Below are 23,007 nucleotides of genomic sequence, written 5' to 3'. Positions count from 1 at the left end.
GCAAACTCTGTCTTGGTTCGCGGTCGCGGGCAACAAGATTGTCGCGCGGAGATCCAAACGCCCCTTGCCCGGCCCTAAGCAAGTTCATGGCCCTGACAAACAAGGCCAAAGGAACCGACGCGAACGCGCTGTTGTTAAGCCACATTCCCCGGATGGCCTGCAAAAATGCATTGCAGCGCAACGCGGTTTCACATCACATACGCCCATGACACAACCAGCGATTCAATCTGACTGGAACGCCGACGGCGTTTACCTCAAGGTATCAGGTGAATTGGTGACGCAGTCACTCAGCAGCGTTGAAAACGCTTTTTCTTCTTTCAAACCTGACGGGACCTCGGTCGTACTGGATTTAACGAATGTGCAGGCCCTGGACACCGGCGGCGCCTGGCTTGTCGCCGACCTTGCGCGCCGTGTTCAGGCAACGGGGGCAGATGTTCAGTTTCAGGGTGTGACACCTGCATATTCCGACCTGATTGACACGGTTTCCAAAAACATCCCCGACGAACCGGGTGCCGCAGCACATCATCGCACCTTTGCCGACTGGGTTGCGAGTATCGGCAAACGCACTGTTGGAGGCTGGAACGACAGCCTGTCGATTCTGGGGTTTCTGGGCCTGACCTTACATCGGCTGTTCAGAACTGTCCTGATGCCGCGCCGGCTGCGCCGTGCCGCATTGGTGTCGCAGATGGAGGAGGTCGGATTCAAGGCGATCCCGATTGTGGCCTTGATGGGTTTTCTGATCGGCGTTGTTCTGGCTTTTCAAGGCGCAACGCAACTCAAGCAGTTTGGCGCCGAAATTTTTGTCGTCGAACTGATCTCAATTTCAGTCCTGCGGGAATTGGGCATTCTGCTGACGGCCATTATTGTGGCGGGTCGGTCTGGATCGGCATTCACGGCCTCGATAGGTTCGATGAAAGTGCAGGAAGAGATTGACGCGATGCGAACCTTGGGGTTGGATCCCATCGAAGTACTGGTGATCCCTCGCGTTGTCGCCCTGCTGATCATGCTGCCGATCCTGGGCTTCATAGCTGACATGGCCGCCCTGTTTGGCGGAGGGTTGATGAGCTGGATCGACCTTGATGTCAGCCCGGGCATGTTTGCGACCCGGCTGAAGGAGAACACCGGCATCTGGCACTTTGCCATTGGGATGATCAAAGCGCCATTCTTTGCACTGGTCATCGGAGTCGTCGCCTGTTGGCAGGCAATGCAGGTCAAAGGCTCGGCCCAGAGCGTTGGGCAGCGCACGACCGCTTCGGTCGTTCAATCCATCTTCATGGTCATTGCGCTGGACGCCCTGTTTTCAATCTTTTTCTCTGTCATGGGGGTCTGAAATGGACGGGACACCCCTTGAGAATACCGCAAAGACCGACACAAAACGCGAGGCCGTAATTCGCGTTCGCAATCTGACCAATCAATTCGGCCCGCAAGTTGTACATCAGGATCTAAACCTAGATGTCTGGCGCGGCGAGGTTCTGGGCATCGTCGGAGGCTCTGGCACGGGCAAATCGGTTCTGTTGCGTACAATCGTCGGGCTGAACAAACCGGCAGCCGGCAGCATCGACGTGCTGGGGGTCGACGTTTTGAACGGCCCCGAACAGGAACGACAGCGTATCGAACAACGTTGGGGGGTGGCGTTTCAGGACGGCGCGCTCTTTTCGTCGCTGACTGTCCTTCAAAACGTGATGGCCCCGATGCGAGAACATACAGGGCTGAGCGAAAGCCTGATGACCGCGCTTGGTGGGCTAAAAATCAGTCTGGTAGGGCTGCCGCAATTGAGCTGCGGCAAATTTCCGTCCGAACTGTCGGGGGGGATGCGTAAACGCGCTGCACTTGCGCGGGCGCTCGCGCTGGACCCGGAAATCGTTTTTCTTGATGAACCGACAGCCGGTCTGGATCCGATTGGTGCCGCGGCCTATGACGAGTTGATCGGCGAATTGCAACACGCTCTCGGCTTAACGGTCTTTATGGTCACACATGATCTGGACAGCCTCTATGCCATTTGCGATCGCGTCGCAGTTCTTGCAGAAAAACGCGTGCTTGTTGAAGGCCCGATTGAAGAAATGACCAAAGTCGATCATCCTTGGGTTCAGGAATACTTTACGGGCCCCCGCGCGCGTGCTGCGCAAGAGAAGGGGCAAGACAGGTAGACGTTATGGAAACCCGAGCGAACTATATCCTGATCGGCGCATTTACCCTTGCGGGTATTCTCGGAGCGTTTGGGTTCTTCCTGTGGCTGGCAAAATTCGAAGTGTCGCGCCAATACGCCTACTACGACGTGCTATTCGACAACGTATCGGGCCTGTCGGCGGCCGGCGGGGTCAGTTTCAATGGTCTTCCCGTGGGTCAGGTGATCTCGTTGGATCTGGATGAAGAAGACCCATCCAAAGTGCGGGTCCGCATTGAAATTGACGCAGAAATCCCTGTCACGAACGAAACAATTGCGCAACTTCAGTCGCTGGGAGTCACAGGAGTCAGTTACGTGGAACTAACGGGGGGCTCTCCGACTGCAGAACGTCTTCCGCAAGACAGCCTGATCAAAAGCAAGCGAAGTGCGATTCAATCCTTGTTCGAAGGCGCGCCGCTGCTGCTGGAAAAAGCGATCACACTGCTTGAGGACGTCAACAAGATCGTGGATGAGAAAAACCGCGCGGCCGTATCGGATATTCTGGAAAACGTGGCACAGGCAACGGGCCAGTTGGACAAGACACTTTCAGACTTTGAATCACTTTCCTCGGACCTTGGTGGCGCCGCCAAAGAAATTTCGGCATTCTCGAAACGTCTGGATGAACTCGCCGATACTGCGGAAACCACTCTGACGACGGGAACGGATACGCTCAACAGCGTGAAAACCGCGTCTGAATCGGCAACTGAGACCCTGCAAAGCGCGAAAAACACCATCGAGTCCGCTGACCGGGTCATTCAACAGGACCTCAAACCGTTTCTTGACCGGGCGTCGACCCTGGCTGAAAATCTGACCGGTCTTTCTAACGAAGGCTCTGTGGCGCTGGCGACGGCGACGGAAACATTCCTCAACGCGAACGAAACACTGGGCTCCGTTACGGGTGCGATGGATACCGCTCAGAAAACTCTGACCTCGGCGGAACGCGCATTTGACTCGGCCAATCGCATAATTGACGAGGATGTCGGTCAGGTGATGGCAGATATCCGAAATGCGGCCAATCAGGTGGCTTCGACCGTTACCAACGTCACCGAGCGTTTGGACGAAATCTCAGACGATATCTTAAGTGCGTCACAATCCGCCTCGGAACTTTTAGGAACTATCGACGGAATCGTGCAGGACAACCGGCGTCAACTGTCCGACTTTTTGCGAGTTGGCTTGCCCCAATTCACGCGCTTCATCGAAGAGTCTCAGCGTTTGGTCGTCAGCTTGGATCGGTTGGTGGACAGGGTCGAACGGGACCCCGCTCGCTTCTTACTGGGGACCCAAGCATCGGAGTTTCGCCAATGATCAGGTCATTTCTTACCGCTCTGGCGATCGTTTCGTTGGCCGGTTGCACCGGGCTGGGCACGCTTCAGCAGGCATCCAAGCCAAACGATCTTTATCTTTTGACACCAAAAAGCACCTTTTCCTCGTCCCTGCCGCGCGTCCAAAGGCAGATCGTTGTCGAAGAGCCTTCGGCGACTGCCGCAGTCAACACGGATCAGATCGCAATTCAGCCCACCCCCTTGCAGGTGCAGTACTTATCTAGGGCCCGATGGGTAGATCGCGCGCCGCTGATCGTTCAAACTTTGTTGGTTGAGAGTTTTGAAAACAGCGGCAAAGTGGCCGCCGTCGGCAGATCAACTGTTGGCCTAAGAGCAGACTATGTTGTTGTTCCCGACCTGCGCGAATTCCAAGGTATAGTCGTAAGCGAGACCGACAATTCCTCGACCGTGCGGGTCGAGGTTCGGATGAACATCAAGATCATCGATGAGTTTGAGGACAAGATCATCGCATCTAGCTCGTTCCAGGAAAACGTCGTTGCCGCCAGTGATCAAACTGAAGACTTGGTCACAGCTTTCGATGTCGCCCTGGGCAAGACCATGCGCGACGCGGTCGAGTGGAGTATCCGTAAGATACACACCCACGCCGCAAACAATCCAAGGTCGTTCTAGACGCGATCGAAAATGGGCGCTGTCCGACAGCGCCCGTCCCAGTTCACCGACCCAATGATTGTGCAAGGCGCATCAGCGTAACGGCTTCGGCTCTGTAGCCAAAAGGGTCTTCGCCGCGCGCAGTATTGGCCAGGCGGATTGCATCATCAAAGGTCCAACCCCCAAGATACGCCCCAGCCCTCAGCAATTGTCCAAAGCCAGCAATTGCGTATGAGAACCGCACATCGTCCGTGATCTCTCCCTGCTCAGAAAGAATGGGCTGTTCGATCAAACGGCTTTGTTGCGCACCGGGTTCCTTGTAGCGCATCTTGAAGAACCCAATTTCTTCTGACCCGTTGGAAACAGCTTGCTCGCCATACCGCAACTGGCCGTTCCGGATCGCGTCAGAGCCCACCGGGGTGACTTCGTAGATTGCGGTCACGCTGTGGCCTGCGCCAATATCACCGGCATCTACCTTGTCATTCGAAAAATCCTCACGCCGCAAAGCGCGGGTTTCATACCCGATCAGGCGGTATTCGGCGATTTGCGCGGGGTTGAATTCAACCTGAATTTTCACGTCATTTGCGATCGGGAATAATGCGCCGGTCAACTGATCAACCAGAACCTTCCGCGCCTCACCCAATGTATCTATGTAAACCGCCTGCCCGTTGCCGTTTTGCGCCAATGCCTGCATCGTTGCATCATCCAGATTTCCTCTGCCAAAACCCAAAACGCTGAGATATGTGCCGCTGTCGCGCTTGCGGGCAATAAAATCCTTCAGTGCTTCGGGATCGGACAAACCGACATTGAAATCGCCATCCGTGGCCAAAAGAACGCGCGTAACCTCGCCCTCTGAACCCATGGTTTCAGCAACTTGGTAAGCCTGCTGTAATCCTGCCTGCCCCGCGGTTGATCCACCTGCCTGAAGCCTGTCCAACGCGTTCAGAATTTTAGATTTCTTTGTTGCGCTGGTCGGCTCAAGAACCTGCCCCGCACTGCCTGCATAAGTGACGATCGAGACCTGGTCTTCGGGCCGCAATTCCGCCAGCAACAGACGGAACGATTGCTTCAGCAAAGGCAGCTTGTTTGGATCCTGCATCGAACCCGATGTGTCGATCAGAAAGACCAAATTCAGAGGGGGACGATCAGCAATTTCGGGCAATGCCCCTTGGATACCGATATGAACCAATTGCGTCGCCTCGTTCCAAGGTGTCGGGCTGACGGTAATGGACGGACGAAATGGGGCGTCCCCTTTGGGCACAGGATAGCTATACGGGAAATAATTCACCATTTCTTCGACCCGAACGGCTTCAGGCGGCGGCAGGTGACCATTCAGAAGCGACGAGCGCACAATCGAATAGGAGGCCGTATCGACGTCGATCGAAAACGTGGAAACAGGATCTTCCAACGTAACCTTAAGTGGATTTGTCTCCCCGTTCGAAAACGCTTCGGTGTTCTGTTCAATCCGGGTACTGAGCGAGCGCTCTGCCGGCACAGCGACGATTGCTGGCGCTTCCATCACCGCACCCCTACCGATCCTGATGGTCGACTGGTCTGCTTGCGACAAAGCAGTTTCCTGTCGTTTGCTTGTCGCGACAGGTTCGGATGCTTCATCTAACAAGACTTCTGGTGATTGCGACGGAGCGACTTCTTCACGATCCAATTCGGCGACAGGTTGCGGTAGGTGGTCTTCAACCCGAAAACTGGGCTGGACGACAGTGTCCCGCGTCTGGGGCAGGATGACGACCAATGCGACAGCGGCGATGGCCGTTGTCGCCGTTAGAACTCCACGGTGAGACAGGGCATTCAACATCAATTTAGCTCCTTCTGACAGGCGGACCAACGGGCCTCGCTTGACAGTGGGACGTTTCGTGGCGCCCGTTCCTTGGGCTGCCACGAAGTTTTCCTGAGCCAAAGCCACATTTGCGGCCCGCCGATTGGCGTCGGGCGTTGGGGTGGCCGCATCCATCATGGATATCAGCTGGTCCAAATCATCTGTCATCGGCCAGCTCCTCATCTCGCATGGCGCGGAGACGTCTTCGGATTTCAGACATCCGCCAGGACACAGTGCCTTCAGAGACACCCAGCACATCAGCGGCCTGAGCATGGGTCAGTTCGTCTTCCAGCGTTAACGCCAAAGTGTCTTGTAACTCCGTCGGCAACGCCCGCATTGCGCGCTGCAACCAGTCGACGGCCTCTGCGGTCTCGGCTGCCTCGGCCCGTCGCATCTGTTCGACATCCCCCCAGCCATCTGCAGCGCGGCTACGGCTGGCACGCTTTCGCCTCGCGTCTTCAGCAGCGTTTACGACCACTCGATAGAGCCAAGTCGTAAATCGCGCATCCCCGCGCAATCCCGTGATCTTGGCTGGTAGTGTCAGGCAGATGTCCTGCGTCAAATCCTCGGCTTGGTCGGCGCGTCCGGACAGGCGAAACGCCAGCCGGAATATCCGGTCGTAATGGCGCTCTAACAGGGCGGCAAACGCGTTCGCGTCACCGTTGGCGGCGGCCATTGCCAGATCCTCATCCGAAGTACTCATGCGCATCACGAATGGTAAGACGGATCACAAAGGTCAATCCTTGGCGGTTCTTGAAAAAATCAGAACCGGGATGCCTGTGCCAAGTCCCAATCAGCCTTGAACTCGGCAGGGATCGACTCCGTCAGCAGCGCCCCCTCCTCCAGAAATGTGTAGAGTTCCCCATACGAATGCTCTCGCTCATCTGCGGTTCGGCGTCGAATGTCCGACGGGCGCAATTCTGACACCGTGCTTTTGCCCATGGCGCCCAACAGCTCTCGGAAGCTCTCGAGCGTGGCGTCATGATACCTGTGCACGCGTTGGCGTTTCTGAGGAACATTCACCGCACGCCCCCGCACCGGATCCTGCGTTGCCACACCGGACGGGCAGCGATTGGTATTACAGTGCAGGGCCTGAATGCATCCGACTGCAAACATCATTGCACGGGCGGCGTTGCACATGTCTGCTCCGAGAGCGAATTTTTCCACCATATCATACCCGGTGGCCACTTTGCCCGAGCAGATAATCCGTATTTTATCTCGCAATCCGACGCCGCGCAGGCAGTTGTTCACGAAGATCAGCGCTTCGTTCAACGGCATCCCCAACCTGTTGGTAAACTCAACAGGGGCTGCGCCCGTACCCCCCTCGGACCCGTCAATCGTGATAAAATCCGGCAGGATTTCAGTTTCCAGCATCGCCTTGCAAATCGCCATGAATTCTGAAGGGCGACCAATGCATAGCTTGAACCCGATAGGCTTGCCATCCGACATGTCCCGCAGGTGCTGAACAAACTCCAACAGCCCGGTCGGTCCGTCAAAGGCAGAATGAATGGGCGGAGAGATTACGTCCTGATGCAGCGGAACGCCGCGAATATCAGCGATTTCCTGATCTACTTTTGCCGCAGGCAATACGCCGCCGTGCGACGGCTTCGCCCCCTGAGACAGCTTGATCTCAATCGCTTTGACAACGGGATTTCGGGCCTTTTCAGCGAATTTGTCTTTGTCGAAAGCACCCTCATGAGTCCGGCACCCAAAATAGCCAGTACCGATCTGCCAGATGATGTCTCCACCTTCGGCCAAGTGATGCGGCGACAACCCCCCTTCACCCGTGTTATGAGCGAACCCACCGTCCTTGGCACCGCCATTCAGTGCCCGAATTGCATTCGCACTAAGCGCCCCGAAACTCATGGCCGAGACATTCAGGCGGGACGCACTATAAGGTTGTTTGCATTGCGGACCGCCCAATGTAACGCGCTCTTCGCTTTCCGGTACGTCTTTGGGGGCTAGAGAATGATTTGCCCGGTGATAACCGACGGTCATGATGTCATATTGGGTGCCGAAGGCCTGAGTATCGACCTGACCTTTCGCCCGTGAATACACCAGACCCCGGATAATTCGGTTGAAGGGTCGACCGCTTTCATTGGTCTCAACAAAATACTGGCGGATTTCAGGGCTTACAAATTCCAACATGTAACGGAAGTGGCCCAGAACAGGGTAATTGTTCAGGACGTTGTGCTTGGTAGTCAGCATGTCGTAAAGCCCGATCACCGCATAAGGCACCAGTATCACCAGCAACCAATAGGCAGGCGGCCAGAAGTAACCCCAGAGCAGAGTTAACGGCAAGCAAACATAGCTGAGGATGTAATAGAGTCTGCGTACAATCATCTTGCTCTCCGATACCGCCATAGTCTTACCCAATCGTTGAGCAGATCCACGTTTGCTTGCAAGAGTTTACACCGCACTTCACAAAAAAGGGCTTCATTGTGAAGTCGGGTCTTCTGTTGATCAGGTTGTTTGCTGTCTGTATCTGGAAAGACAGGTAAATTTGGGCGGGATCATTGGCTGTAAAAAAGACGCGACCAGCGTTTCGGACTTGGGCCCTTATGTTTTTGGCCGTATTTGTCGGCGGGGCCGCTGGTTCGCTGTTGCGAGAAAGCCTTTCAACGACGATCCCGGGTGCCCCGGTTTTTACCGCGACCTTCGGGATCAATGTCGCGGCGTGTTTCGTTCTGGGTTGGCTTTATTCGATCCGACATCGCGTTCATGCTCATGTCCTGCATTTTGGCGCCGTCGGGTTCTGCGGCGGGTTGTCCACCTTCTCGTCTTTTGTCCAAGAGCTCGAGCGTCTGGCGGAAACCAGCGTCGCGAACGCAGCAACCGCCGCCGGGCTAGAAGTCGTCATCGGTATCACAGCGGCCATCCTTGGCGAATGGATCGGACGGCACACCCTTGACCAGAGGTCAGGTGAATGAGCGACCTGTTCCTTCACGCGATGTTTGGTCTGGGCGGAGGGTTGGGTGCTGTTTTGCGCCATGCAATCGCATTGATAATCCGGCACAATCTTCCAGTTTCGACGCTGATCGTCAATGTGCTGGGAAGCCTAATTTTGGGTTTGTGGATCGGCTATCTTGGGGGTCCCGCCGATATGGGCGAACACGAAAGGCGATTGGTCTTTGGCTTTTGTGGCGGGTTCACGACGTTTTCCAGTTTCGCCTATCAATCACTGGAACTGAGACGAGAGCGCACGATTGCATTGGCCGCAGGCAACATCTTCCTAAGCATCATACTGTGTTGGTCAGCCCTTTGGCTGGGGCTTGTCATCACCCGCTAATGGGCGTGCACAGCGGCCTGCGCCCCCGGCTTGGGAGCCCTGCAGAACAACAGCAATGGTATCGTCGCCAACGCCAACAAACCCAAATTGTTGAATACGGTCAGATAAGAAATCAACTCGGCCTGCCGAGAAACCTCCTGACCGAGAATTGCCGCGCCCTCTGCGCTGTCCGGCGTCAAACCAAGCGGTTCCAGATAGTTTTGCGCAGCAGTACTGTACGGCGTTACGTTTTGGCCCAGCACCGATGTATTGGTCTGCAATCCGCGAACGACCCATGTTCCAACCAAAGAAATTCCAACCGATGATCCAAGCTGTCGTGTGACATTGAACAGACCCGAAGCCTCGTCTTGGCGCGCTTGCGAAATGCTCTCAAACGCCAGAATAGACATGGGGACAAACACAAGACCCATGCCCAACCCGCTTACCGCGCCTGGCCAGGCCAACTGCCAGAACCCCGCGTCCAGATTAAGCGCACCAAGCATGAAATTCCCAATAGCGGTCAAGAGCATACCAAGCCCGGCCAGAACACGTGGATCGAACCGGGATGACAAAACAGCGCCCGTCAAAACCATTGAAGCGCCCGCCGCAATGCCTCGGGGGATGAACAGATGGCCGGACTCGATAACCGGATAGTCCAACAAGTTCTGTACAAGGGTTGGCGATATGGCAATGCCACCAAACAGCGAGATAGCAAATCCTGCGATTACCAGATTGCAAAGGGCAAAGTTTCGGTCTGCAAAAAGGCGAAGGTCGACAACCGGCGTTTTCGAGGACAGGCCGTGAACAAGGAACCCAAGCGCGCCCAGAACCGAAGCAATCAGTGCAATCTGAATGACGCGCGAGGACAGCCAGTCCTTGGTTTCCCCTTGATCCAGAACAAATTGCAAGCAACCGATCCCAATCGCCAACAACGCAAGACCTTTCCAATCGATCCGCACATCTTCGGTTTCGTCGTCAGGCAATTCTCCGGCCAATAGCAACAACGCCATCGCCGCAACCGGCAGATTTACGAAAAACACCATTCGCCACGAGAAATACTCGGTCAATATCGCGCCAATCGTTGGACCAAGTACCGGTGCAACGACAACCCCAAGCCCAAAGACGGCCATGGCCTGTCCTCGTTTCTCGCGCGGGAAGGCATCGAACAAGATGGACTGCGACAAGGGAATTAGGAAAGCCCCGAACATGCCTTGTGCCAACCGGAAGGCCACAATCGTTTCCAAGCTCCAGGACAGCCCACACATGACCGACATGGAGGCAAAACCGATCACAGCCGACAGTATCAATCGCCGCCGTCCTACCCTGCGGGCTACGAACCCAGTCAGGGGCATGACAATAACGGCCGAGACAATATAGCTGGTCAGAATCCACGTTGCCTGATCGGTGGTTGCGCCGAAAGCTGCTTGAATATGAGGCAGCGCGACATTGACGATCGTGCTGTCCAACACCTCGAGAATGGCGCTCAGCACCACGGCGACGACGATCACCCGATTGACGTGGCCTGCGGTCGAAGGTGTCATTCCTCGACCTGATCCGAAGTCGTATCTACCGTGACCTTTGTGCTGCCTCCTGCGCGCAAGGGGGCCTCTGTTGGATCAAGTTTGACCCGCACTGGAAAGCGGCGCGTGACCTTGACCCAGTTACCAGTGGCATTCTCGGAAGGCAGTAATGAAAACGTATCTCCAGATCCGCGGCCAATGGATTCAACTGTCCCGCTAAGTGTCACCCCCGGGAGCATGTCGATTTGAATTGTTACAGGCTGTCCGGACTTGATACGTGACAGAGACGTTTCCTTGAAATTCGCGTCCACCCACCATTCTGAGGATTCAACAATCGAAAACTGAGGCGCGTTTGCGGGCACGGCGGAGCCGGGGCGCAATGTCAGGTTCGCGATCCATCCATCCGCAGTTGCAAAAACTTTGGTCCAGGCAAGATTGGCCTCGTCAATCTCCAACTGAGCCCGAGCGGACAGAACATCGTCCTGTTTGGCCTGCAAACCGCTTTGCAATGCCAACAGACTTGATTGACTGGTTGTCAGCCGGGCAGAGACTTGCGCGAAATCCGATGTCGCCTGATCCAAGGACGCCTGCGCCAGATCGCCGGTCGCAAAAAGGGCCTTGGAACGTTCAAGATTTTTCTTGGATGTTTCCAAGGCCGACTGTGCAGACGCAACCAAAGCTTCGGCTGCAACGATCTGAGTGGCGTAGGATTCCGCCTGTTGTTCGGCGCTGCCAAGATTTGCCCTGGATTGATCCACCGACGCGCTGAACTGGGTGTCGTCAATTGTAAACAGCAAGTCGCCGACCTTGACTGCTTGATTTTCTACGACCGCAACCTCGTCCACCCGCCCCGTGACCTGAGCGGCCACATTCACGATATTGGCCCCCACATAGGCATCCTTGGTTGACGGGTACCGTTCTTGATGGCGCCAGAACAGTAGCAGGCCAACGCCCACTGCAATCAGCATTGCCACCGCCGCGACGGCTTTAAAGGATTTCATTTTGACGGTCTCCGTTTTTGATCGCGGTTTGGTCACATTGGAATGGTATGCATACGGACCGCCAGGTTGCCCATGATCCAGACTGTTCCAACGATGATGATCAGAAGGACCAGCGTTGAAAACAGCACCAGGTCAAGGTCTTCGCGGCTACTGCGCCGACGGTCGATATGAAGAAAATAAACCAGTTGAACGACAAGTTGCGCCAGCCCAAGAAGGCCGATTGCCAGATAGACCCCTTTTGTTTCGATCCCAAAAACATAGGCGATAGAAAAGACGGCTATCGTCAGAAAAAGGGAACCGCCGTAACCAATGACGTAACGCCGCCGCTCGCGCCTGTGCATTTCGCTGCGTCTATCCATAGGTCAGACCTCCGAAATAAACGATCGTAATGATCCCGATCCAGATCAGATCAAGGAAATGCCAAAACAGCGCCAGCCGAACTACGCGCGACATCAGCAAATCTGTCAGTCCCATCAGTCGCAATTGGATGCCCAAAACAATCAGCCACAGACACCCGGCGGCGACGTGCAGACCGTGCAGCGGTACAAGACCATAAAACGCGGACAGAAACCCGCTGCGCTGCGGGATGCCGCCTTTTTCCGCCATGGCGACAAAGTCCCGGATTTCCAGCACCAGAAAGCCGAGCCCCAGAGCCAAGGTCACGCCAAACCACAGCACGATGCGTGAACGCGGCAGGTTGTATTTCAGTGCCAACATTGCCAGCCCGACCGTCAGGCTGCTGGTCAACAGGATCAGGGTCTGCGCAAAGATGCTTTTGAGATCGAACAGTTCGTGTGGCCCCGGCCCGCCCGCCTGCGCGTCGATCATGGTGATATATATGGCGAACATCAGCCCGAAATAGACCAGATCGCTCATCAGGAAGACCCAAAAGCCGAAGGTGACAACTTCGCTGGCCTTGTCAGCACCCGGATGCCGACGACCAAGGTTCAGGCCGGGATAACTGTGTGTCGGTGCGCGCTTCATGTGGCGACCTCCAGGTCCGGGCCAGCACGCCCCCGATTTTCCGAAGAGATTTCAAAGTCACGATTGATGGGGGCAGAGGCGTGGACAAGATCCAGCCAGGCCTCATGCTCCTGTTGAACCTGCGCGGCTGGAATAACCTCTTCGATGTCCGTTTTGAACGTCCACGCAACGAAAGACAACAACATCAGAATGGTGACCAACGCCGCCAACCACCAGATCCACCAAACCAAGGCAAACATCCAAACGCCGCTGAGAACGCAGAGTATGAATCCGATCCGCGTATTACGTGGAAGGGTGATGTCCTCATAAGCGCCCGGCGCCGGATAAGCCGTGCCCCTTTCCTTTGCGGCGGCAAAGTCGTCGCGGTCGGTGACATGCGGAATAATGGCAAAGTTGTATGGCGGAGGGGGTGCGGGAATTGACCATTCCAGCGTGCGGGCATCCCACGGGTCGCCAACTGGGACGCGGGTTTTCTCGCGGTCCCGAATGCTGACCCACAATTGAACCACCACAGCAAGCAGGGCGGACAAAATAACCAGAGACCCCAAAACGGCCACGATCATATATGGGTGAAAACTCGGGTCTTCCCAACTGAAAGACCGGCGCGGCATTCCCATCAGGCCGACAAAGTACAGGGGCAGGAATGTCAGCATGAAGCCAACTGTCCACAGGACAACCGTGATACGACCCCAGGTTTCGTTCAGGCGGAACCCGAAGGCTTTGGGGAACCAGTAATTGTACCCTGCCAGCAGGCCAAACAGAACCCCGGGCAGCAGGACGTTGTGGAAATGGGCAACCAGAAACAGGGTGTTGTGAACCTGATAATCCACGGTCGGGTTTGCAAGGATCACGCCTGAAAGCCCCCCGATGACAAAGAGCATAAGGAACGCCAAACCATAGAGCATCGGCACCGAAAACCGAATACGGCCCCGGAACAGGGTCGCCATCCAGTCATACACTTTTACCCCGGTGGGGATAGCGATCAGCATGGTCGCAATACCAAAGACCGCATTGATCAGCGCACTTTGACCCATTGTGAAAAAGTGGTGTAGCCAGACGGTGAAGGACAGCACCGCAATGGACATCGTCGCGATGACCAAGGAATTGTAGCCGTAAAGCCGCTTGGCCGAGAATGTCGCGAATACCTCGGAATAAATTCCGTATGCGGGAAGAACCAGCAAATAAACCTCGGGGTGCCCGAACAGCCAGAACAGGTTGGCATAGTTCATCATGTTGCCGCCAAGGTCATTGGTGAAGAAATGAAAATCCAGATACCGGTCGGCGGCCAGCATCAAGGCCGCGACACCCAGCGGCGGCATCGCAAAAACGATCAGGATCGAGCTGCAGATAATCGTCCAGCAATACATCGGCAAACGCATGAATTTCATGCCCGGCGCACGCAGTTTGTAAATCGTCACCGCGAAATTGATCCCGGTCAGCGTCGTCCCGATCCCGGAAACAACGATTGCCCAAATCCAGTAGTCCGGCCCAACTCCGGGATTGAAAGCGGCACCCGTATAGGGCGGGTAAGCCGTCCAGCCCCCGGTCGAGAATTCACCGACAAGCAAAGAAACCATCAGCATCATCCCGGCCGAGACCGTCAGGCCAAGACTGATCTGGTTCATTACAGGAAATGCGACGTCACGCGCACCAATCATCAGGGGAACCAGAAAGTTCGCCAATCCAAAGACAAAGGGCACCGCCACGAAAAAGATCATGATGGTGCCATGCGTGCTGAACAATTCGGCAAAGTGTTCGGCTTCAAGAAACCCGTCGCCGGGACCCGCTGCTTGTTGCGCGCGCATGACCACGCCTTCAAGGACCCCGCGCGCCAGCATCACGATCGCGAAGACAATATACATGATGCCGATTTTCTTGTGGTCTGCGCTTGTCAGCCAATCGCGCCAAAGCGGTCCCCAAAGGCGGAACCATGTCAGGGCGCCGACAACAACCAGAATACCGACGATCACAACACCCGCAGCGGCATTGGCGACGATTTCGTTCGCGTTCGGAGTCTGAATAAGGCCCGCCAGAGGGAACGACTCCCAGCTTAGCCGGCCAAAGAAACCCGTATCCGCAGAACTCATTGCTGCGCCTCCTGCCCGTATTCTGCCGTTCCCGGCTGTTGATCTGCGGGCAACGGTTCTTCGTGGTGGTATCGGTGCAGGATTGTCTGAAACAAATCCGCGCCTTCTGTGGTGAAATACAGCGCATTATCCGGCATATCAGATGTACCCAAAGCGGCCTGCACCTCATCCCGGTCCGTGCGCATGGCCAATGTTCGGTATGTGTCTGCGTTCAGGGGAATCCCGTTGGCCCGAACGGTGTCCACCCAATCGGAGAATGCGTCTGGCTGCATGGCCAGGGTCTGAAACTTCTGCTTGGTGAAGCCCCGGCCATTATATTGCGTATTTTCACCCTGCATGGTCGCCGGGGCGTCAGCCACAACATGCAGTTTGGTTGTCATTCCCGGCATGGCATAGATCTGGCCTGCCAGAGCGGGAATCATGAAAGATTGCATCACGGTGTCCGTGGTCAACGTCATCGCAATCTGCTGTTTGACGGGTATCCCCATCTCGCCGACGCTGGCGATGCCTAGGTCCGGGTAGATAAACAGCCATTTCCAATCCAATCCCACGACCTGCACATTTAAGGCAGGTGTTTCACCAAAGGGCGCGGTGTACGGATCCAAGCGATGGGTGGCTTTCCAAAGATAGAAGGACAATAAGGCCACGATCAGAACCGGAATACCCCACATGACGAATTCAAGAGGGGACGAGAAGTCCCAGTTTGGCCGATACGCGGCGGCACCTTCTTTGCGTCGCCGGTAACGCACGGCAATCAAGGGTACCAGAACCAGAACAGGCAAAACCGCCAGCATGATCAGGACCGTCGCGCGCAGCAGGTGAAGCCTCTGAACCTCGGCGATTGGGCCACGTGGATTCAGGAAACTGTCACTCGCCCAGGCTGCGTGCGAGCAAAGAGCGAAAACTGTGATCGCAATCCCAAGTGTCTGCCACACGTTTGTGAACCTGATAGTGGCCACTCCTGTCTGTCCTTTCCTGCCTTTGTTTACAGGCAACTATCGGCAGACTTCCGAGTTTTCTCAAGGTTTTTCGTAACCGGGGATTGTCCTGCACCCGGTATGATCAACCGCGGAATTACGCGCAGACAATTGCCGTCAGACGTCAGTGTTGACTTGCCGCAATCCTCGGGCGACACCTTATGCACATGCGTTGGCTTATCGTGATATTTGGCCTCTGGTGTCTTCCCACAAACGCAACCGCACTGGACCGCGGAGCGGTCGAGCAGCAATTCCAGACGTGGTTATGGGAAACCGTTTGGCCGCAAGCCAAAGCCAAAGGTGTTTCCCGACGCACAATGGAGCGCGCCTTTAACGGCGTCACTCTTAATTGGAAACTGCCGGATCTGGTCCCTCCGGGTGGGACACAAAAAGTACCTAAACAGCAGAAACAGGCCGAATTCGGCTCACCTGCACGGTATTTCAAGGCCAACACGGTGCAGGGCGCAACATCCGTTGGCCGAAAGATGGCACAGCGCCACTCGACAACCCTCGCCCAGATTGAGGTCAGAACCGGCGTTCCATCACACATCATTCTGGCCATCTGGGGGCAGGAAAGCGGATATGGTCAGGTCCCGATCCGGCACAATGTCTTTGAAGTGCTAGGAACAAAGGGGTTCATGAGTACCAGGTCAGAATACTTCGCGGGCGAGCTCATCTCGGCATTGCAAATCGCCGAAGTAGGGCATGCGCCGCCGGGTGAAATGAAAAGCAGTTGGGCCGGTGCGCTGGGGCAACCACAGTTCATGCCGTCAAGCTTTTTGACCTTTGCGGCGGACGGCAATGGCGACGGACGATCCGATATTTGGACATCGCCCGAGGATACGATGGCATCTATTGCGAACTATCTGGCGCAACATGGCTGGGTGTCCGGTCGCGACTGGGGATTCGAGGTTTCTGTGCCAAAGTCCATATCCTGCGCCCTTGAAGGGCCGGATCAGGGACGCCCAATACAGGACTGGGCAGAGATGGGGGTTTCCAGAGTTTCGGGCAAACCTTTCCCGCAACATGAGCTTTCTGACGAAGGATTCCTGATGATGCCCGCAGGACGAAGTGGCCCGGCCTTTCTGGTGACGCCGAATTTCTATGTTCTGAAGGAATACAACAAAAGCGATCTTTATGCCCTTTTCGTCGGCCATGTCGGGGACCGGATTGAATACGGTGTCGGCAACTTCCAAGGTCAGTGGGGCAAAGTGGGTGATCTCTATCGTTCGGACATCGCAGCTATGCAGCGCGCCCTTGAACATAAGGGGCATGACGTTGGCGGTGCGGACGGCCTTGCGGGATTCAAAACCCGTCGTTCGATCGGGCGCTGGCAGGAAGCGACCGGTCAGGTGCCCACCTGTTTCCCTGCTGCACATATGAAAACAACCCTAAGCCGTTAGCGATTCGCGATTTGAGAGGCTGTTTGCTAAAAGGCTTACGCTGCGTCAAGCGTCACCCTGCGCTGCCACCGTTCACGAAAATGTTAAGAACGCATCTAGTTTCATCATAATATTTCCGGCGCCACGCCGTTTCCTTCACAATTCGCATACAACTGCCTAATTTGCGGGCAGAGGCTTTAACCTTTTTTTAAATAATGCCAACGTCGGCTTCAGTGAAAGGCGACTTTTGCAACCACGTTCCCGACTGAAAACCGAAAGACTGCGGCGCAGCCCATTTTGCGAACCAATTCAGCAATTTTCGGACCTGTACACGCGCTTTCGCAGTCGGGCAAACAAGGCGGCTCTCTGCCATCTTGTTGGGATGGCCAACAATGCCGCCAAAAAACGGGAGTAAAAATATGAACAAACATATTCGGACAACGCTGGCGGGGCTGCTGACCTCGACCATGATCACCGGCGCGGCACTGGCCGCCGGAACGCACCCTGAAACCGGCGAAGCATTGGCGGATGATCAGACATTCACCTATCGTATTCTGGACGAACACAGCTCGGTCGACCCGCAGGTCGTCGAGGACGTATCGGGTGCCGAGATTGTGCGCGACCTGTTTGAAGGGCTGATGAACCAGGACGAAGACGGTAATCTGGTTCCTGGCGTCGCCACCGAATTCACCACCAACGATACCAAAGACGTCTATACGTTTACCCTTCGCGATGACGCCAAGTGGTCCAACGGCGACCCGGTAACCGCTGGCGACTTTGTCTTCGCATGGAAACGCGCGGTCGATCCAGCGCTGTCGTCGCCCTACGCCTGGTTCATGGAACTGATGTCGATTGAAAACGCGGCTGAAATCATTGCAGGCGATAAACCTGTGGATGAGCTGGGCGTCACCGCCATTGACGACCACACGCTTGAGGTCAAACTGAGCGCCCCTCTGCCTTATTTCGCGCAGATGACCACGCATTCCACGACCTTCCCTGCCCCGCAGAAAGTCATCGAAGAGTTTGGCGACGCGTGGACCAAGCCTGAAAACATCGTCTCGAACGGGGCTTATGTTCTGACCGAACACCTGCCGCAGGAACGCTCGGTTCGTGAGCGTAACGAGATGTACTGGGACAACGACAACACCATCGTCGACAAGGTTGTCGCATTGGTCATCAACGACGAAAACGTCGCCCTGACCCGTTATCTGGCTGGTGAACTGGACCGCACCGAGGTTCCCGCAGGTCAGTTCCCACGCCTGCAGAAAGAGCACCCGGAAGAGGCCATCAGCTTCCCGCGCCTGTGCAACTATTACTACACGTTCAACCTTTCCGACGGCGGCCCCGAAGCGTTCAAAGACCCGAATGTCCGCCAAGCGCTGTCGCTGGCAGTAGATCGCAAGATCATCACGGAAAACATCATGGCAGGTGGCCAGCCTCAGGCTTACACCTTTGCTCCTGAGGCGACCGCCGGGTTCACGGTTCCCGAAGTAGAAATGGCCTCGATGTCTCAGCAGGAACGCGACGAATTGGCCAAGGAATTGCTGGCTGCCGCAGGTTACGGTCCTGACAATCCACTGAGCTTTGAGATGGTCTACAACACCTCGGAAGCTCATAAGAAGGTCGCGGTGGCGCTGAGCCAGATGTGGAAGCAGAAGCTGGGTGTAAACGCCGAACTCGCCAACATGGAATGGAAGATCTTCCTGGAAGAGCGCGGCAACCAGAACTTCGATCTGGCCCGTGGCGCTTGGTGCGGCGACTATAACGAAGCCTCAACCTTCCTGGACCTGCTGCAATCGGACTCAGGCTACAACGACGGCAAGTATAACAATGCCAAAGTTGACGAGCTTTTGGCCCAAGCCAAAACATCGGACGATGCCGCGCCTCTGTATACCGAGGTCGAGCGGATCATCGCACAAGAGACCCCTGTAATCCCGATCTATCACTATGCTGGCGTCTACATGATGGACAGCGACGTTGGGAACTGGCCGGTCAATAACGTAGAGCAGAACTGGTACTCCAAGAACCTCTACAAAATCGCTGAATAATCATCTGTTGATCACGCTTTGCCCCGGAGAGTTCTTTGGGGCAAAGCCAATAATTGGGGGCATGAAATGCTTGCCTATATCGTCCGGCGGTTGCTAATCGCCGTCCCAACGATCCTTTTGCTGATCGTTGCAAGTTTCTTTTTGATGCACTTCGCACCCGGCGGACCCTTCACGTCAGAGCGGCCCCTGCCGCCGGCGGTTCTGGCTAATATCGAGGCGCGGTACGGACTGGACCAGCCGTTGTGGAAACAGCTTTGGGACTATCTGTACAACATCGTCGTACATTTCGATTTCGGCCCGTCCTTCAAGTTCAAGGACCGCGACGTGAATGACATCATCGCTCAGGGCTTTCCGATTTCGTTGACCTATGGCTCGCTGTCTTTCCTTGTCGCGACGGCCGTGGGTGTCAGCCTTGGGATCGCTGCTGCGATCAAACACAACAGTTGGATCGACTATTTCGCAGTTGGTCTGGGGATAGCGGCACAGGCGCTGCCGAACTTCATCATGGGGCCGATCCTGATACTGACATTCACCCTTTGGCTGGGTTGGTTGCCCGGGGGCGGATGGAACGGCGGGCAATGGCCTTACCTGATCATGCCGGTGATCGCTCTGGCGACCTCTTACATGGGGTCGATCGCCCGGATCACCCGGTCTTCGATGCTGGAAGTTCTGAACTCGAACTTTATCCGCACCGCGCGCGCCAAGGGCTTGCCGACAAGAACCGTCATTTGGCGGCACGCTCTGAAACCCACGCTTCTACCGGTCGTATCCTATCTTGGGCCAGTTTTTGTTTACGTTCTGACCGGTTCGGTCTTTGTCGACATCTACTTTTCAACCGGTGGGTTGGGACAAGCCTATGTGGGGTCCGCCCTATCACGAGACTATGCCGTGCTTCTGGGCGTCACGATCCTGTATGGCGTTCTGACCGTGCTGGTGAACCTGCTGACCGACCTGGCCTATGCCTGGTTCGATCCGAAAATTCGTTACTGAGGGGCCGGCAATGCTTGGAAAATCACAAAAAGCTGCGCATCTGGCCGAGGATATCACCGACTATACGGTCATTCAGGGCCGCTCGCTCTGGCAGGACGCGCGTATGCGGTTTGTCCGGAACAAGGCTGCAATGGCCAGTCTGTTCATTCTGGGTCTGATCGTTCTGTTCACTCTTATCGGGCCTTATTTTGCTGTGTGGAACAACGAAGAAATCGACTGGAATGTCATGGGTGACGTCCGGGGCATGGGGATGCCTTCGGTCGAGACCGGGCATTTCTTTGGCGTCGATGATCTGGGGCGCGACCTGTACAGCCGTGTCATTCAGGCGACCACCACATCGCTTTTGGTGGGGCTGATCGGGGCCGCGACCGCGCTGATCGTAGGAACCTGCTATGGGATTGCGGCTGGGTATATCGGTGGCCGCACCGACGGCATCATGATGCGCTTCGTTGACATCTTGCTGGCGATCCCGGCCACGCTTGTCATCATCCTGCTTCTGGTTGTGGCGGGCCGGTCGTTCTTTATGCTGTTCATCGCCCTAGGCGCGGTGGGGTGGTTGACAATGGCGCGGATCGTTCGCGGGCAGACACTAACCCTGAAAAACCGCGAATTCATTGAGGCCGCACGCGCCGCTGGCGTTAGTGAGTTCACCATCATGTATCGCCACATCCTGCCGAACCTGTTGGGTGTTGTGATTGTCTACGCCTCGTTGCTGGTGCCCGAGATGATCCTGACCGAAAGCTTTATCTCGTTCCTGGGTTTGGGAATTTCGGAACCCTATACCTCACTCGGCCGTCTGATCGCCGAGGGTGCTGGTACTATGGGCTATGGAACCCTCTGGCAATTGATGTTCCCCCTGACATTCTACGTCGCCATCATCATCACGATGTTCTTCATCGGCGATGGCCTGCGTGACGCCTTAGACCCGAAGGATCGCTGATATGAGTTTGTTTTCTGTAAAGGACCTGAGCGTGCAATTCGATACACCGGATGGTGTTGTCGAAGCCGTCAAGGGCATCAGCTTTGACATCAATCCAGGCGAGTGTTTGGGCATCGTTGGCGAAAGCGGATCGGGTAAAAGCCAGACGTTTATGGCTGCGATGGGGCTGCTGCCTCCGGCCGGGCGCGCCAGCGGGTCGGCTTTGCTGAATGGCAAGGAAATCCTGAACCTGCCCGTGAACAAGCTGAACCAGATCCGGGGCGACGACGTTGGCATGATCTTTCAGGATCCGCTGACCGCATTGACTCCGCATTTGCGGATCGGCCAGCAAATGCGCGAAGTGCTACAGGTTCACGAAGGCTTGCAAGGAAACGCAGCCCGTGCCCGGTGTCTTGAATGGCTGGATCGTGTTCGCATCCCCGAGGCAAAGCGACGTCTGGACCAATACCCGCATGAACTGTCGGGCGGCATGCGTCAGCGTGTCATGATCGCAATGTCGATGCTGTGTAGTCCCAAACTGCTGATCGCGGATGAACCGACAACGGCACTGGATGTAACGGTTCAGGCGGACATTTTGGACCTGATGGTCCGCCTGCAGAAGGACGAAGGCACGGCCATCGCCCTGATCACGCATGATATGGGTGTTGTTGCGCGTATGTGCGACCGTATTCAGGTGATGCGTCTGGGACAGTTTGTCGAAGCTGGCGACACGCGCGAAATCTTTCGCGCACCGCAGCACGAATACACACGTACCCTGCTGGAAGCGATGCCGCGCATTGATGCTGGGGACGCACCCAAGGCGCTTGGTAAAACCGAAGAACCTTTGCTTAAGGTCGATGACGTCAAGGTGCACTTCCCAATCCATGTCTCTGGCGGCCTGTTCGGACGCAAGGTACCTCTGAAAGCCGTTGATGGTGTGACCTTCGACATCCGCAAGGGCGAAACCTTGGGAGTCGTAGGTGAGTCGGGCTGCGGCAAGTCGACATTGGCGCGCGCCGTACTACAGCTTATAGAACCCAGCGGCGGTAATGTCAGTTGGCTGGGTCATCCCATCGTTGGACTAAAGCGGGCGGAACTGAACAAATACCGCAAGGATTTGCAGATCGTGTTCCAAGACCCGCTGGCCAGTCTGGATCCCAGAATGACAATCTCAGCTTCGATCGCTGAACCACTTAAGACCTATCGCCCCGACCTGACAGAGCGGGAGCGTAAGAAGATGGTTGCCGAGATGATGGAGAGGGTTGGCCTGAAAGCAAACATGATCAACCGCTATCCGCATGAACTATCCGGCGGCCAAAACCAAAGGGTCGGTATCGCGCGGGCGATGATCAACAAGCCCAAGCTGATCATTTGTGATGAGGCCGTATCCGCGCTGGACGTTTCGATTCAGGCCCAGATTGTCGAATTGTTGCGCGAACTCCAGCAGGAGTTTGGCCTGTCGATGATCTTCATCAGCCACGACTTGTCCGTGGTTCGTGCCGTATCAAACCGGATCATGGTTATGTATCTCGGCCGGATCGTCGAATTGGGTGATGGTGAGGCCATTTGTTCCGAACCTATTCACCCGTACACCAAGTCCTTGATCTCGGCGGTGCCAATCCCGGACCCGGATGTCGAGCGTAGCCGCCAGAGGCTTAAACTGCCGGGTGAACTTCCTTCACCAATGGATCCGAAAGCGGCGTTGAGGTTCCTGCCCAGCCGTTTGTCTGCAGGGCAGACAGACTATGTGCCTCAATTAAACGAGGTGAAGCCCGATCATTTCGTGGCCGAACACGATCCACTTGAGGCAATCATGGCCAACGCGTAAGCAAAGACGCCCGACACCTGTCTACAGACTTCGGGCGTTTTTCAATTCCGCTTAGGGATTGAACAAATCAATCA

20 protein-coding genes are annotated in these 23,007 nt (G+C 55.7%); 11 read left to right on the top strand and 9 right to left on the bottom strand.

The window, feature by feature from the left end; genetic code table 11:
- The first annotated feature begins 205 nt into the window (after window positions 1-205).
- From ACT2B1_RS20575 to ACT2B1_RS20560, 4 genes are read left to right on the top strand one after another with little or no spacing between them, the layout of a single operon-like run.
- Complete coding sequence (locus ACT2B1_RS20575; RefSeq protein ID WP_481669078.1) at window positions 206-1,330, top strand: MlaE family lipid ABC transporter permease subunit; 1,125 nt, start codon at window positions 206-208, stop codon at window positions 1,328-1,330.
- A gap of 1 nt (window position 1,331) precedes the next feature.
- On the top strand, window positions 1,332-2,147 hold the full coding sequence (locus tag ACT2B1_RS20570) for an ABC transporter ATP-binding protein (protein ID WP_171123405.1): 816 nt from the start codon (window positions 1,332-1,334) through the stop codon (window positions 2,145-2,147).
- A 5-nt stretch (window positions 2,148-2,152) separates the two neighbouring features.
- Complete coding sequence (locus ACT2B1_RS20565) at window positions 2,153-3,469, top strand: MlaD family protein (RefSeq protein ID WP_171125162.1); 1,317 nt, start codon at window positions 2,153-2,155, stop codon at window positions 3,467-3,469.
- The gene (locus ACT2B1_RS20560; protein WP_171123408.1) at window positions 3,466-4,116 is read left to right on the top strand and encodes an ABC-type transport auxiliary lipoprotein family protein; all 651 of its coding nucleotides are present in this window, start codon (window positions 3,466-3,468) and stop codon (window positions 4,114-4,116) included. The genes ACT2B1_RS20565 and ACT2B1_RS20560 overlap by 4 nt, the downstream gene beginning before the upstream one ends.
- A 43-nt stretch (window positions 4,117-4,159) precedes the next feature.
- Here ACT2B1_RS20560 and ACT2B1_RS20555 read toward each other — a convergent pair whose 3' ends face one another.
- From ACT2B1_RS20555 to ACT2B1_RS20545, 3 genes are read right to left on the bottom strand one after another with little or no spacing between them, the layout of a single operon-like run.
- Window positions 4,160-6,097: a vWA domain-containing protein gene (locus ACT2B1_RS20555; protein ID WP_481669077.1), complete on the bottom strand. Its 1,938-nt coding sequence runs from the start codon at window positions 6,095-6,097 to the stop codon at window positions 4,160-4,162.
- Complete coding sequence (locus tag ACT2B1_RS20550) at window positions 6,087-6,632, bottom strand: RNA polymerase sigma factor (RefSeq protein WP_481669076.1); 546 nt, start codon at window positions 6,630-6,632, stop codon at window positions 6,087-6,089. The genes ACT2B1_RS20555 and ACT2B1_RS20550 overlap by 11 nt, the downstream gene beginning before the upstream one ends.
- Window positions 6,633-6,691: 59 nt before the next feature.
- Window positions 6,692-8,272, bottom strand: coding sequence for an FMN-binding glutamate synthase family protein (locus ACT2B1_RS20545; RefSeq protein WP_481669075.1), 1,581 nt, complete (start codon window positions 8,270-8,272; stop codon window positions 6,692-6,694).
- Between the two features lie 218 nt (window positions 8,273-8,490).
- Here ACT2B1_RS20545 and ACT2B1_RS20540 point away from each other — a divergent pair, with 218 nt between their 5' ends.
- On the top strand, window positions 8,491-8,859 hold the full coding sequence (locus ACT2B1_RS20540) for a fluoride efflux transporter FluC (protein WP_171125170.1): 369 nt from the start codon (window positions 8,491-8,493) through the stop codon (window positions 8,857-8,859).
- Entirely contained in the window at window positions 8,856-9,218 is a 363-nt protein-coding gene (locus tag ACT2B1_RS20535; RefSeq protein WP_481669074.1) for a fluoride efflux transporter FluC, read from the top strand. The genes ACT2B1_RS20540 and ACT2B1_RS20535 overlap by 4 nt, the downstream gene beginning before the upstream one ends.
- Here ACT2B1_RS20535 and ACT2B1_RS20530 read toward each other — a convergent pair.
- From ACT2B1_RS20530 to ACT2B1_RS20505, 6 genes are read right to left on the bottom strand one after another with little or no spacing between them, the layout of a single operon-like run.
- Window positions 9,215-10,738, bottom strand: a complete 1,524-nt coding sequence (locus ACT2B1_RS20530) for a DHA2 family efflux MFS transporter permease subunit (protein WP_481669073.1) — start codon at window positions 10,736-10,738, stop codon at window positions 9,215-9,217. The two genes, ACT2B1_RS20535 and ACT2B1_RS20530, sit on opposite strands and share 4 nt — an antisense overlap.
- Window positions 10,735-11,718, bottom strand: a complete 984-nt coding sequence (locus ACT2B1_RS20525; RefSeq protein WP_171125175.1) for an HlyD family secretion protein — start codon at window positions 11,716-11,718, stop codon at window positions 10,735-10,737. The genes ACT2B1_RS20530 and ACT2B1_RS20525 overlap by 4 nt, the downstream gene beginning before the upstream one ends.
- Window positions 11,719-11,750: 32 nt before the next feature.
- On the bottom strand, window positions 11,751-12,077 hold the full coding sequence (locus tag ACT2B1_RS20520) for a cytochrome o ubiquinol oxidase subunit IV (protein ID WP_171125178.1): 327 nt from the start codon (window positions 12,075-12,077) through the stop codon (window positions 11,751-11,753).
- Window positions 12,070-12,702, bottom strand: a complete 633-nt coding sequence (locus ACT2B1_RS20515; protein ID WP_171212404.1) for a cytochrome c oxidase subunit 3 — start codon at window positions 12,700-12,702, stop codon at window positions 12,070-12,072. Before ACT2B1_RS20515 ends, ACT2B1_RS20520 begins: the two co-directional genes overlap by 8 nt.
- Window positions 12,699-14,789 (bottom strand): cbb3-type cytochrome c oxidase subunit I, encoded by a 2,091-nt coding sequence (locus ACT2B1_RS20510; RefSeq protein WP_171239269.1) that lies wholly within the window; start codon window positions 14,787-14,789, stop codon window positions 12,699-12,701. The genes ACT2B1_RS20515 and ACT2B1_RS20510 overlap by 4 nt, the downstream gene beginning before the upstream one ends.
- The gene (locus ACT2B1_RS20505) at window positions 14,786-15,748 is read right to left on the bottom strand and encodes a cytochrome ubiquinol oxidase subunit II family protein (protein ID WP_254428835.1); all 963 of its coding nucleotides are present in this window, start codon (window positions 15,746-15,748) and stop codon (window positions 14,786-14,788) included. Before ACT2B1_RS20505 ends, ACT2B1_RS20510 begins: the two co-directional genes overlap by 4 nt.
- 179 nt (window positions 15,749-15,927) lie before the next feature.
- Here ACT2B1_RS20505 and ACT2B1_RS20500 point away from each other — a divergent pair, with 179 nt between their 5' ends.
- The 5 genes from ACT2B1_RS20500 to ACT2B1_RS20480 all read left to right on the top strand — a co-directional run bounded on the left by ACT2B1_RS20500 (window position 15,928) and on the right by ACT2B1_RS20480 (window position 22,933).
- Window positions 15,928-17,169 (top strand): lytic murein transglycosylase, encoded by a 1,242-nt coding sequence (locus ACT2B1_RS20500; protein WP_481669072.1) that lies wholly within the window; start codon window positions 15,928-15,930, stop codon window positions 17,167-17,169.
- A gap of 398 nt (window positions 17,170-17,567) precedes the next feature.
- Complete coding sequence (locus ACT2B1_RS20495; protein ID WP_171123430.1) at window positions 17,568-19,196, top strand: peptide ABC transporter substrate-binding protein; 1,629 nt, start codon at window positions 17,568-17,570, stop codon at window positions 19,194-19,196.
- A 66-nt stretch (window positions 19,197-19,262) separates the two neighbouring features.
- Complete coding sequence (gene oppB, locus ACT2B1_RS20490) at window positions 19,263-20,186, top strand: oligopeptide ABC transporter permease OppB (RefSeq protein ID WP_171212408.1); 924 nt, start codon at window positions 19,263-19,265, stop codon at window positions 20,184-20,186.
- A gap of 10 nt (window positions 20,187-20,196) precedes the next feature.
- The gene (locus ACT2B1_RS20485) at window positions 20,197-21,126 is read left to right on the top strand and encodes an ABC transporter permease subunit (RefSeq protein WP_170389022.1); all 930 of its coding nucleotides are present in this window, start codon (window positions 20,197-20,199) and stop codon (window positions 21,124-21,126) included.
- A 1-nt stretch (window position 21,127) separates the two neighbouring features.
- Complete coding sequence (locus ACT2B1_RS20480) at window positions 21,128-22,933, top strand: ABC transporter ATP-binding protein (protein WP_481669071.1); 1,806 nt, start codon at window positions 21,128-21,130, stop codon at window positions 22,931-22,933.
- Window positions 22,934-23,007: the final 74 nt, after the last annotated feature.

Source organism: Ruegeria sp. S263, assembly GCF_056780525.1.
Note: the sequence above shows the minus strand (reverse complement) of the source record. Positions and strands in the feature narration are given on the sequence as shown.

Bases quoted from the DNA above. Each gene is read 5' to 3' on its own strand.
- ACT2B1_RS20575 (WP_481669078.1), top strand. From the start codon at position 206: ATGACACAACCAGCGATTCAATCTGACTGGAACGCCGACGGCGTTTAC.
- ACT2B1_RS20510 (WP_171239269.1), bottom strand. From the start codon at position 14,789: ATGAGTTCTGCGGATACGGGTTTCTTTGGCCGGCTAAGCTGGGAGTCG.
- ACT2B1_RS20540 (WP_171125170.1), top strand. From the start codon at position 8,491: ATGTTTTTGGCCGTATTTGTCGGCGGGGCCGCTGGTTCGCTGTTGCGA.
- ACT2B1_RS20525 (WP_171125175.1), bottom strand. From the start codon at position 11,718: ATGAAATCCTTTAAAGCCGTCGCGGCGGTGGCAATGCTGATTGCAGTG.
- ACT2B1_RS20535 (WP_481669074.1), top strand. From the start codon at position 8,856: ATGAGCGACCTGTTCCTTCACGCGATGTTTGGTCTGGGCGGAGGGTTG.
- ACT2B1_RS20495 (WP_171123430.1), top strand. From the start codon at position 17,568: ATGAACAAACATATTCGGACAACGCTGGCGGGGCTGCTGACCTCGACC.
- ACT2B1_RS20515 (WP_171212404.1), bottom strand. From the start codon at position 12,702: ATGAAGCGCGCACCGACACACAGTTATCCCGGCCTGAACCTTGGTCGT.
- ACT2B1_RS20480 (WP_481669071.1), top strand. From the start codon at position 21,128: ATGAGTTTGTTTTCTGTAAAGGACCTGAGCGTGCAATTCGATACACCG.
- ACT2B1_RS20555 (WP_481669077.1), bottom strand. From the start codon at position 6,097: ATGACAGATGATTTGGACCAGCTGATATCCATGATGGATGCGGCCACC.
- ACT2B1_RS20530 (WP_481669073.1), bottom strand. From the start codon at position 10,738: ATGACACCTTCGACCGCAGGCCACGTCAATCGGGTGATCGTCGTCGCC.
- ACT2B1_RS20565 (WP_171125162.1), top strand. From the start codon at position 2,153: ATGGAAACCCGAGCGAACTATATCCTGATCGGCGCATTTACCCTTGCG.
- ACT2B1_RS20485 (WP_170389022.1), top strand. From the start codon at position 20,197: ATGCTTGGAAAATCACAAAAAGCTGCGCATCTGGCCGAGGATATCACC.
- ACT2B1_RS20560 (WP_171123408.1), top strand. From the start codon at position 3,466: ATGATCAGGTCATTTCTTACCGCTCTGGCGATCGTTTCGTTGGCCGGT.
- ACT2B1_RS20550 (WP_481669076.1), bottom strand. From the start codon at position 6,632: ATGAGTACTTCGGATGAGGATCTGGCAATGGCCGCCGCCAACGGTGAC.
- ACT2B1_RS20520 (WP_171125178.1), bottom strand. From the start codon at position 12,077: ATGGATAGACGCAGCGAAATGCACAGGCGCGAGCGGCGGCGTTACGTC.
- oppB (WP_171212408.1), top strand. From the start codon at position 19,263: ATGCTTGCCTATATCGTCCGGCGGTTGCTAATCGCCGTCCCAACGATC.
- ACT2B1_RS20545 (WP_481669075.1), bottom strand. From the start codon at position 8,272: ATGATTGTACGCAGACTCTATTACATCCTCAGCTATGTTTGCTTGCCG.
- ACT2B1_RS20570 (WP_171123405.1), top strand. From the start codon at position 1,332: ATGGACGGGACACCCCTTGAGAATACCGCAAAGACCGACACAAAACGC.
- ACT2B1_RS20500 (WP_481669072.1), top strand. From the start codon at position 15,928: ATGCACATGCGTTGGCTTATCGTGATATTTGGCCTCTGGTGTCTTCCC.